Genomic DNA, 8,337 nt, shown 5'->3' on the forward strand with positions numbered 1-8,337 from the left:
AGCGACAGACTTCTGATACGTGGGAATGGGTTCAATCAGACGAAAGAACGAGGGACCTCGACGTCACACGGCGATGCCGTCCGCCGGCCCCAGGCGCGCGGCCAACGCGGCCACGGCCGCCTCGCCGCTCTCGAACGGGAATCCGTGGCCTCCGGAGAATTCCAGGACTTCGAAGGCACCCTCCGTCCATTTCTCCCAGTTGCGGATGCCGTCGCGGTCGGTCCGCGGGTCGTCCGGGGACCAGAGAACGGTGAGTGGGCAGTTCACCTTCCGGAACGCCGGTGTGTACGTGCGCAGCATCGCCAGGTCCGACGCCACGGCACTCGCGAAAACCTCGGCCAGTGCCGGCCGGGCCACCAGCTGCGCCGCAGGTCCGGACAGCCTGCCGAGCACTTCGGCGATGTAGCTCGGATCCATGGTCTCGGCGACCCGGACGGCCGCGTGATCGAGTCCGTCGATACCTGAAATGAACACCCGCGATGGCTGTCGAGCGGCCGTCTCGCTCAGGCACAGAGCCGTCTCGTAGGCCAGCCAGCCTCCCATGCTGTGGCCGAAGAGGGCGTACGGGACAGGCCGCCGACCACGCGCCGCTTCATCCTGTGCCAGGCGTCCGATCGCGTCGGCGATCTGTCGGACGACCGAAGCGAAGTCGGTGGGCAGAGGCTCGTCGAAGCGGGCCTCACGGCCGGGAAGCCGGATGGGAACGATCTCGAGCCAACCGGGCGCGACACGCGGCCACTGCTGGAAGCCGGACGTTCCGCCGCCTGCTTGCGGCAGGCAGAACAGGCGTACCCGCCCGCCGTCGTCCCCGGGCGGGGGGATGCGGAACCATGCACTGTCGACGGGACGAACGCCGTCGCGCCCGTCCGTCCCGACGTCGTTTCCGGTCACCTCGTCGGGGCCTTCGGCTGGGTGTGGTCACCGAGAATCTCCGCCAGACTCCGTCGGTCGGTCTTCCCGTTCCCGTTCAGGGGCAGTGCGTCGAGGTGCACGATCCTGCGGGGCACCATGTGGAGCGGGATCTGCCGGCGCAGCCAGTGGTGGAACCGGTTCTCCGGGACGCACGTCCCGGAATAGGCGGCGAGCAGCTGGGTCTCGCCGTCGACGGACCTGGCCACCACTGCGGCCTCGACGACATCCACGTGCTGTCGCAGCGCGGCCTCGACCTCGCCGATCTCCACGCGATGACCCATGATCTTCACCTGGTTGTCGAGCCGGCCCCGATGCACCAGGGAACCCCCGTGGACGGCGACCCTGTCCCCGGTCCGGTACCAGTGCAGGGCGGTGAGGCCTCCGCCTGTGTAAGGAGCCGCCGGTGCCGAACCTTCCTCGAACAGCAGGAAGCGGTTCATGTCTTCGGCCGGGTCGAGATATCCGTCGAACCGCTGGGGGCCTCGGACGCACAGCTCGCCTTCACCATCGGGCAGTCCGTCCTCGTTCAGCAGGACGATCTCCAGGTGCGGGTAGGCGCGGCCGATGGGCACCGTGTGGTTCGACGTCTCGGGCCACATGCTGCGGTCGGTGGGCAGCTCGTAGTCCGTGCACGTGATGGTGGCTTCGGTCGGACCGTAGAGGTTGTGGATCCTCGAGTGCGGCGCCACCTGGCGCCAGAGGTCGGCATGCTGGATGGTGACCGGCTCGGCTCCGAAGAGGCTGTGCCGCAGTCCGACGGCCCGCCCCAGCGGCATGTTCCCCATCAGCCGCGCCATGGTGATCACCGACGGTACGGAGAACCAGTGGGTGAGCCTCTGGTCCACGATGAAGTCGACTGGGGTGTAGAGGTCCTGCGCCGACGGGACCACGAGGCAGGCCCCGGACCCCCAGGCCACGAACATGTCAAAGACCGACGCGTCGAAGGTCAGCCCGAAGACCTGGGACATTCGGCAGCCCGGCCCCGCCTCGTAGCGGAGGATGTTGTAGGACACCGATGCGGAGATGCTGCGCTGCGTGATCGGCACGCCCTTGGGGCGGCCGGTCGACCCGGACGTGAACAGGATGTAGGCGATACGGCTGGTGTCCGTCGGCACGGGCGGCAGCGCACCCTGCTCGAGGTCGCCCGCCGGCAGCGGGAGGCTCGGCATCTGAAGCACGGTCGGCTCGAAGCCGGAAGAAACATCGGGAACCGCCGCGCCGTGTTCCGCATCGACGAGGATCGCATCGATTCCGGCGCGCTCGGCGATGTCGGTGTTCCGCTTGCGCGGGTAGTCGGGATTGAGCGGCACGACTGCTGCTCCGAGCCGCTGCCCGGCCAAATAGCCGGCGTAGGCGCTCACCGTGCGTGTGGCCAGCAGCCCCACCCGGTCGGGTACTGCCCCGTGCGCCTCCACGAGACGGCAGGCAAGGGCGAGCGCCGTCCGGTGCAGTTCGCCGTAGCTGAGGACGTGGCCCTGCACTTCGAGCGCCGGTTCCTGTGCGTGCCGCTCGGCCGAATCGGCGAACCACTGATAGAGCGTCCGGTCCTGCGCGACTTCTCTCAGGCCAGTCACGGGTTCTTCGCTCCTTCCTGGGCAAGCAGCTGGACCTGGCTGAGGACCGTGTTGGAACGGTAGAGGTCGGCGATCAGCAGTTCCCTCGAGGCCAGGCTGGACAGTTCACCGTGCAGGATGATCAGCAACAGCGAATTCCCACCCGTCTCGAAGAAGTTGACGTCCAGCGGGACCTCTTCAAGACCGAGCACGTCCAGCCAGGCCTGCCGTACCTGCGGGAGGAGCTCATCGGTCATCGGTGCCTCCATATCACGTGCGGAACTGGCGGCAGCGTCTTCCTGAAGTTCGACATGTCCATCCATCGGCGTGGTTCTCCTCATTTGCAGTTCTCGACGATCTTTTCGAGCAGCACACGGGATGATTCGGTCAGGTACATGTGACCACCCGGCATTTCCAGCATTTCGAACGGCTTGCTGGTCACCGCCCCCCACAGCTCGGCGAGCTCACGGGGGGCCAATACGTCGTGGGTGCCTCGCACCGAAGTGATGGGCGTCGACAGCGGCGCATCGGAAAACGGCTCGTAGTCTTCATGGATAGCGGTGTCGGCCCGGAGTAGCGGCAGCAGCAGATCACGCAACTGAGGGTGCTCGAATGCCGCGTGCCGATATCCCGACATCTCCTCCACACGAATGAGGAAATCCTCGTCGGCCAAGTCCGAGATCCGAGGCGGGCGGATCCGTGGTCCAGGTGATCCGCTGACGAACAAGCGGATCAGATCGAACTGCGGCCGCGACTCCAGCCTACGGGCGAGTTCAAATGCCAGGACGGCACCGAACCGACTGTGCCCGAAGATCGCAATGGGCCGGCGATCAGCGGTGAGCCGCTCCGCCTGGCTCGCCAGGTCCGCTACGGCGTCCTCCAGCACGAAATGCGGCGGCTCCGCATAGCGCTCTTCTCTGCCGGGAAGCTGGAGCGGCACCACCTCGACCCCCGGCACCCCGAGGGTCCCCCATGGCCGGAAGAAACCTGCGCCACCTCCCGAGAAGGGCAAACACAGCAGCGAGAACGACATGTACGGCACCTTTACCGTGAGAATTGAAGTCGACTGGAAAGACCGAGAGGTTCAGCTCGGCCGGAAAATTGGGAAGGGATTCCCTCAGGAACGGAGCTCCCGGAGCACGCCTTGGAGCTCTTCTGCCAGTGCCCCGGCGAGGGCCTTCACATAAGGCGGACGGAGGAGCGTGTGATGGCTCCCTGCGCACATTCTGGCATCCACGCGACCGGAGAAGGGGACCCAGCTTTCCACCAGCGGAACGTCTCCGCTCGATTCTGCCTGATACAGCAGCACATTACTCGTGACCGGCCGCGGACGGTACCCGGCAAGGGCTCGGGAATGGGCCACCATCGTCCGCAGACAGTTCACCAGTTCCGATTTTTCCATGGAGAGCAGAGCCTCGGGCAAACTGAGCTGGTGCACCATGTCGGCGAACCACGATGGAGACGATTCGATTTCCGCGGCCGGGGCACTGGAGACGCGGGCATGGAGCTCCTCCAGAGCATCCCTGTCACGTTCGAACATTTCCAGAGTGTCCTCTGTTGGCAAGCAGGAATCGAATGCCACCTGAAACCCCACCCGTTCGCCCGATTCCTCAATTAGCCGGGCGATCTCGATCGAGAGCACCCCGCCGAAGGACCAACCGGCCAGGAGGTAGGGCCCGGTCGGCTGGACCTCCCGAATGGCATGCCAGTATTTGTCTGCCATCGTCGCCAAATCCTCGTCGGGTTCGGTGCCGAACCCGACGGCGCCGGCCTCGATCCCCACGGCACGCACCCATGGCGCGAGTGATTCCGCGAGGGCGAGGTACCCGGTCACGTTGCCTCCGATCTCGTGGAGGCAGAAGAGCACGGGGCGGGTGGTGTCGGCCCGGTTGAGCTCGACCATCGAGACGCGACTGTCCACGCCACCGCGGACTGACCCGAGCATCTTGAAGCGTTCACCGCCGGGCCCCACCGGCCGTTCGGCCGGGTTCCCTCCCGGCTGCGCGGCAGGAGGAACGACCTCAGCTGCTCGAACCACTTCTCTCAGTGTCGACAGAAGCCGGGAGGCCAGGAACTCCACGGTGCTCGGGTCGTGGACGTTGCTCGAGTAGGAGATTTCGAGGACCAGCCGGTCTCCGCTGACCCCCATCAGGATCTGGAGGAGATGGCTGCGATGACCGAGCGGGCTGGTCATCCTCCCGATGTCCTCACCCGTTCGAGCACGCGTCCCCAGTCCGTGAACCTCCGATTCGAACGTCCCCAGGTAGTTGAAGCTGGCCTCGGCCGTATGGCGGGCGAGTTTCCGCCGGATGCCCGGTTCCCCCAGGTATCGGAGGATTCCGTAGCCGATCCCGCGCTGCGGAATCTTTGCCAGCTGACGCTTTACGTGGGCCAAGGAATCGACCGGACCGGCTCCCTCCGCCAGTTTGATCTCCACCGGGAAGAGACTTGTGAACCACCCAACCGTCCTGGTGAGGTCGACGTCCGCGAAGATGTCCTCTCGCCCGTGCCCTTCAAGGTCCACAACCGTCGAACTGCTTCCCGTCCAATCACGCAGGGCGAACGCAAGAGAGGTGAGCAGCACATCGTTGATCTGGGTACCGAATACGGCCGGCACGGTCTTGATAAGCAAATCCGTCTCTGCCGCTGTCAACGAGGCGGTGACCAGTGATTCCGACGCCTCACTGTTGGAGCCGTCGTGGTCCCGTGGAAGAGGATTCACCGTACGCAGCTCCGCCCAATGGGACTCTTCCTCCCGCATTTCAGCGGAGTGAGCGAACTCCGCCAGCCGCCGGCTCCACTCCCTGAAGGAAGTGGTCTTCTGTGGAAAATCGACAGTCCGGCCGTCCGACAGCGCCTGGTAGGCCGTGCCGAGGTCTTCCAGAAGGATGCGCCAGGACACACCGTCCACCACCAGGTGGTGTGCGGTTAGCAGCAGGCGTTGTCCGCCTTCGCGACCGAGATCTATCAGAGCGACTCGGAACAGTGAACCCTCGGAAAGGCCCAGACTCCGCTGCAGACCCTCGCCTATCTCCTTCAAGGCCGGCAGACGCGCCTCGGAGGGAAGTATCGAGAGGTCATGACACTGAAGAATGTTCGAGGGCACGCCTTCGCCGAAGCATTGAACCCAACCGTCCGCCTCCTGGCGGAAGGTTGACGCGAGTGCGTCGTGATGTCCGACGAGAGCCCCCAGCGCATCTTCCAGAATCGCTGGATCCAGGTCCGCGGTTTCAAGGAGCATGGACTGATTGAAATAATGGGGCTCCACCGCATCACGCTCGAAGAACCATTGCTGAATCGGCGTCAGCGAGGATTCCCCCGTGACTCTTCCCTGCTCAGCCCGAACCGCCACAGAGCGCTTGGCCGCCCGGGCTATTCCGCCGAGTGTCTGATGTTGGAATATCGTGCGAGGTGTGAGATGGACACCGTGCTTCTTCACCTTGGCGATCATTTGGATGCCGAGGATCGAGTCGCCTCCCAGGGTAAAGAAGTTGTCGTGCACCCCCACGCGGTCGACGCCCAGGACTCGGCACCATTCGCGGGCAATGATGACTTCGGTCGCGGTCTGTGGGGCGACGAACTCCACCGCAAGTTCCGGACGATTGCCGTCCGGCGCGGGCAGAGCCGCGCGGTCTACCTTCCCACTTGACGTCAGCGGCAGCCCGTCGAGGAATACGAAAGCACTGGGAACCATGTAATCCGGGAGTGTGCGACCGCACCAGTCCCTCAGGTCGTCCGTGCGCAGCTTCTTCCCGGTGACCGGAACACAATATGCTGTGATCCGCCTGTCGCCAGGAGTGTCTTCGCGGACGGCAGTGACGCTCGAAGCAACGTCCGGGTGCACCATTAGGGTCGACTCGACCTCACCCAGTTCGACGCGGAACCCACGGACCTTGACCTGCTGATCGATCCTCCCCAGGTATTCAAGAGACCCTTCGGGCAGCCAGCGCACCAGATCGCCCGTCCGGTACACCCGCGCATCCGGATCGCTGGAAAACGGATGGGTGACAAATCGCTCGTCCGTCAACTCCGGTCGATTGAGGTATCCGCGTGCTACCTGCACCCCGCCTATCCACAGCTCCCCCGGCACACCGACCGGCGCCAGGCCCCCGAAGTGGTCCATCACGAAGACTTCGGTGTTTGCGACAGGACGGCCGATGGTGACACGGCTGGCTCCGCCGAGGTCTGAGGTCGTTGCGTAGATCGTTGTCTCTGTGGGCCCGTATCCGTTGATCACACGCGTGGCGACTGCAGCCAACCGCTGGGCCAGGTCCTCCGGCAGCGCCTCTCCCCCGACGAGGATCCGCAGGTCCGGGACGGGTGCCTCGAGGACGTCGACCAGGAGCCGCCAGGCCGAGGGGGTGGCCTGCACGACGTTGACACGGCGCTCAATGATCACTCTGGCGAGATCCGCCGGCGAGCAAACCTCGGACCTGCTCGCGATGACGACGCGCGAACCGGTGATCAGCGGCAGCAAGAGCTCCACATACGAGATGTCGAAGGTGACGGTGGTCGCCGAGAGGAAGCAGTCCTCATCGTCGGCCGAGATGATCTGCCGCATCGTCTCGAGCAGGTTGACCAGAGACCGCATGGTCACAGCCACGCCCTTGGGCGTTCCGGTGGAACCTGAGGTGTAGAGAACGTAGGCAAGGTTGTCGGGCCCGGCAGTGCGACTCGGGTTGTCCACGGGCCGGGTCTCGATGTGTTCCCGGTCCCCGTCCAGGAGCACGAGTGCCAGGGCACGTGCAGGCAGCCGGCCGGCGAGGTGCTGCTGGGTGAGCACCACCGGAGCGGCCGTGTCGCGGAGGACCAGATCCAAGCGCTCCCCGGGGTGATCCGGATCGAGCGGGACATAGGCACCGCCTGCCTTCAGCACGGCCAGGAGTGCGACCACCATGTCCAGGCCTCGCTCGGTGCAGACGCCCACGGGAACCTCAGGTCCCACGCCGAGTTCGCGGAGGTGGTGCGCCACTCGGTTGGCACGGGAGTTCAGCTCGCGATAGGTCAGGGTGGCTTCACCACAGACCACTGCCACTGCTTCCGGACCGAGTTCGACCTGCTCCTCGAACAGCTCATGGACACAGCGATCTCGCCGGTAGTTCGCCGCGGTGTCGTTCCATTCGACGAGGAGTTGGTGCTCCTCGGCGGGGGTGAGCATGCGGAGTCGGCTCAGCGGGGTGGTGGGGGTGGTGGCCGCATGGGAGAGGAGGGTTTGGAAGTGACCGGCCATGCGCTCGATGGTGGCCGGCTCGAACAGATCCGTACTGAAGCTGAAAGTGGCCCGCAGGCAGTTCTCCGACTCCGTCACGAACAGCGTGAGGTCGAATTTTTCGGTTGTGGTGTGGAGTGGTAGGGGGGTGATGTCCGTGTTGGTGAGGTGCCAGGTGGTGTGGGTGGTGTTCTGCAGGGCGAGCATGACTTGGAAGAGGGGGGTGCGGCTGAGGTCGCGTTCGGGGGCGAGTTCGTCTACGAGGCGTTCGAAGGGGAGGTCTTGGTGTTCGTAGGCGTTGAGTGTGGTGGTTTTGACCTGGTGGAGGAAGTCTTGGAATGTGGGGTCGTTGGAGGTGGTGGAGCGGAGTACGAGTGTGTTGACGAAGAATCCTATGAGGTCTTCGATTTCGGTGCGGTTGCGGCCGGCGATGGGTATTCCGATGGCGATGTCGTGCTGGGCGGTGTATTTGCTGAGCATGACTTGGAATACGGCGGTGAGTGTCATGAAGAGGGTGGCGCCTTCTCGTTGGGCGAGTTGGCGTAGGGCTGAGGTGGTTTCCGTTGAGATGGTGAAGTCGATGGTGTTGCCGTGGCCGGTGCGGTGGGTGGGGCGGGGGTGGTCGGTGGGGAGTTCGAGGGGTTCGAGTCCGGCGAGGGTGGT

General features: G+C 64.8%; 5 protein-coding genes. All 5 read right to left on the reverse strand.

Annotated elements, in window-relative coordinates; genetic code table 11:
• Positions 1–63: 63 nt before the first annotated feature.
• Positions 64–891: an alpha/beta fold hydrolase gene (locus ABZY44_RS13140; RefSeq protein WP_356652991.1), complete on the reverse strand. Its 828-nt coding sequence runs from the start codon at positions 889–891 to the stop codon at positions 64–66.
• Complete coding sequence (locus ABZY44_RS13145; RefSeq protein ID WP_356652993.1) at positions 888–2,486, reverse strand: AMP-binding protein; 1,599 nt, start codon at positions 2,484–2,486, stop codon at positions 888–890. Before ABZY44_RS13145 ends, ABZY44_RS13140 begins: the two co-directional genes overlap by 4 nt.
• Entirely contained in the window at positions 2,483–2,722 is a 240-nt protein-coding gene (locus ABZY44_RS13150) for a phosphopantetheine-binding protein (RefSeq protein ID WP_356652995.1), read from the reverse strand. The genes ABZY44_RS13145 and ABZY44_RS13150 overlap by 4 nt, the downstream gene beginning before the upstream one ends.
• Positions 2,723–2,802: 80 nt before the next feature.
• Positions 2,803–3,498, reverse strand: a complete 696-nt coding sequence (locus tag ABZY44_RS13155) for an alpha/beta fold hydrolase (protein ID WP_356652997.1) — start codon at positions 3,496–3,498, stop codon at positions 2,803–2,805.
• A gap of 84 nt (positions 3,499–3,582) precedes the next feature.
• Positions 3,583–8,337, reverse strand: a 4,755-nt coding sequence (locus ABZY44_RS13160; RefSeq protein WP_356652999.1) for an amino acid adenylation domain-containing protein, incomplete at its 5' end; no start/stop codon positions are given.

The sequence above is a fragment of the Streptomyces sp. NPDC006544 genome (assembly GCF_040611715.1).
In the GTDB taxonomy this organism is placed as follows: domain Bacteria; phylum Actinomycetota; class Actinomycetes; order Streptomycetales; family Streptomycetaceae; genus Streptomyces.